The organism is Oleiphilus sp. HI0079 (genome assembly GCF_001635105.1).
The window spans coordinates 1-1,024 of sequence record NZ_LWFT01000205.1 but is presented as its reverse complement, the minus strand read 5'-3'; the positions used below and the strand labels follow the sequence as shown (position 1 = coordinate 1,024).

The window sequence follows — 1,024 nt, the reverse complement described above, 5'->3', positions numbered from 1 at the left end:
TATTATCAAAGTGCTAGCGATCGCGTCGCAGACCATATGACGAAAGAAGTCGACTGTGTAAAGGCAAACGACAATATTTTGGTGCTTGCTGACATGTTTGTTGGCGGACGCCGTCGCGTGCCCGTTGTGGACGAGGGTGCGCTCGTCGGCATTATTACGCGACAGGATTTTGCTAGAGCGCTTATTTACACCATCGACCATCCGCACCACGGTGATCACGCGCACTAGGCATCCTTCTTGGCTCCAGCCTCTGCTGCTGGAACGGGGGCTTTCTTTTGCACCAGGCTGACCATTTGCCAGTCAGCCTTGGGAGCAACGCTCTCAGCACCTCCCGCTGGATACACCGCCCCACTGGGCGCGACGGAAAACAGTAGAGTGAGATTTGCGCCGTGCTCTTTTAGATAAGCGTCAAACGAAAACTCTTCCGTTAATCGTGTAATTGTTACCCGAGCGCCCTTACTGTACAAACTTGCCAGTTTTGCATAACTCAAACCATCCTGAAAAAGACTCGCCGCCTGCATAAAGGTCTCTGGTGTTTGATGACTGGCACGTTGCTCCATTTCTCCCTCGCTTAATGCGAAAACGTGCTGAGCGTTGAAACGGTCAAGGAAGTGATAAACGACATGAGCATTTAATTTTTTATACGGTGAAATCGCCAAGAATTGCCCAATACCCGTCATTTCGAGGTTGTTCTCAGCATGCTCTGAAGCCGGGTTTCCATAGTAAACCGACAAACCTTCCATTCGAGCCGCCCGATAGTTTTCCCAACTGGTGTCTGACAACACAACTGGAACATCAAGCTTTTGAAAGGCTTTCGCAATATCTCGCGCAACGGCGTTTGCGCCCAAAAATAAATACCCATTACTCGATGGCTCACGCACTTTAAGTAACTTCGCCAGCGGAGTGGCTGAAATGCTTTGCAACGCAACGGTAATCACAATCACTAAAAATACCAAAGGCACGAGCATTGCGGCTTCTTCAATACCAATTTCTTCAAGCCTGAAAGCAAATAGCGAGGACACCG

The 1,024-nt window shown here is 49.4% G+C and carries 1 protein-coding gene and 1 pseudogene; one reads left to right on the top strand and one right to left on the bottom strand.

The features are described 5' to 3' along the window. A partial coding sequence (locus A3750_RS03040; protein WP_156498344.1) for a CBS domain-containing protein occupies positions 1-228 on the top strand: 228 nt, incomplete at its 5' end. Here A3750_RS03040 and A3750_RS25775 read toward each other — a convergent pair. Next, positions 225-1,024 (bottom strand): annotated as a pseudogene (locus A3750_RS25775) (sodium:proton antiporter); the annotation flags it as partial. The gene A3750_RS03040 and the pseudogene A3750_RS25775 sit on opposite strands and share 4 nt — an antisense overlap.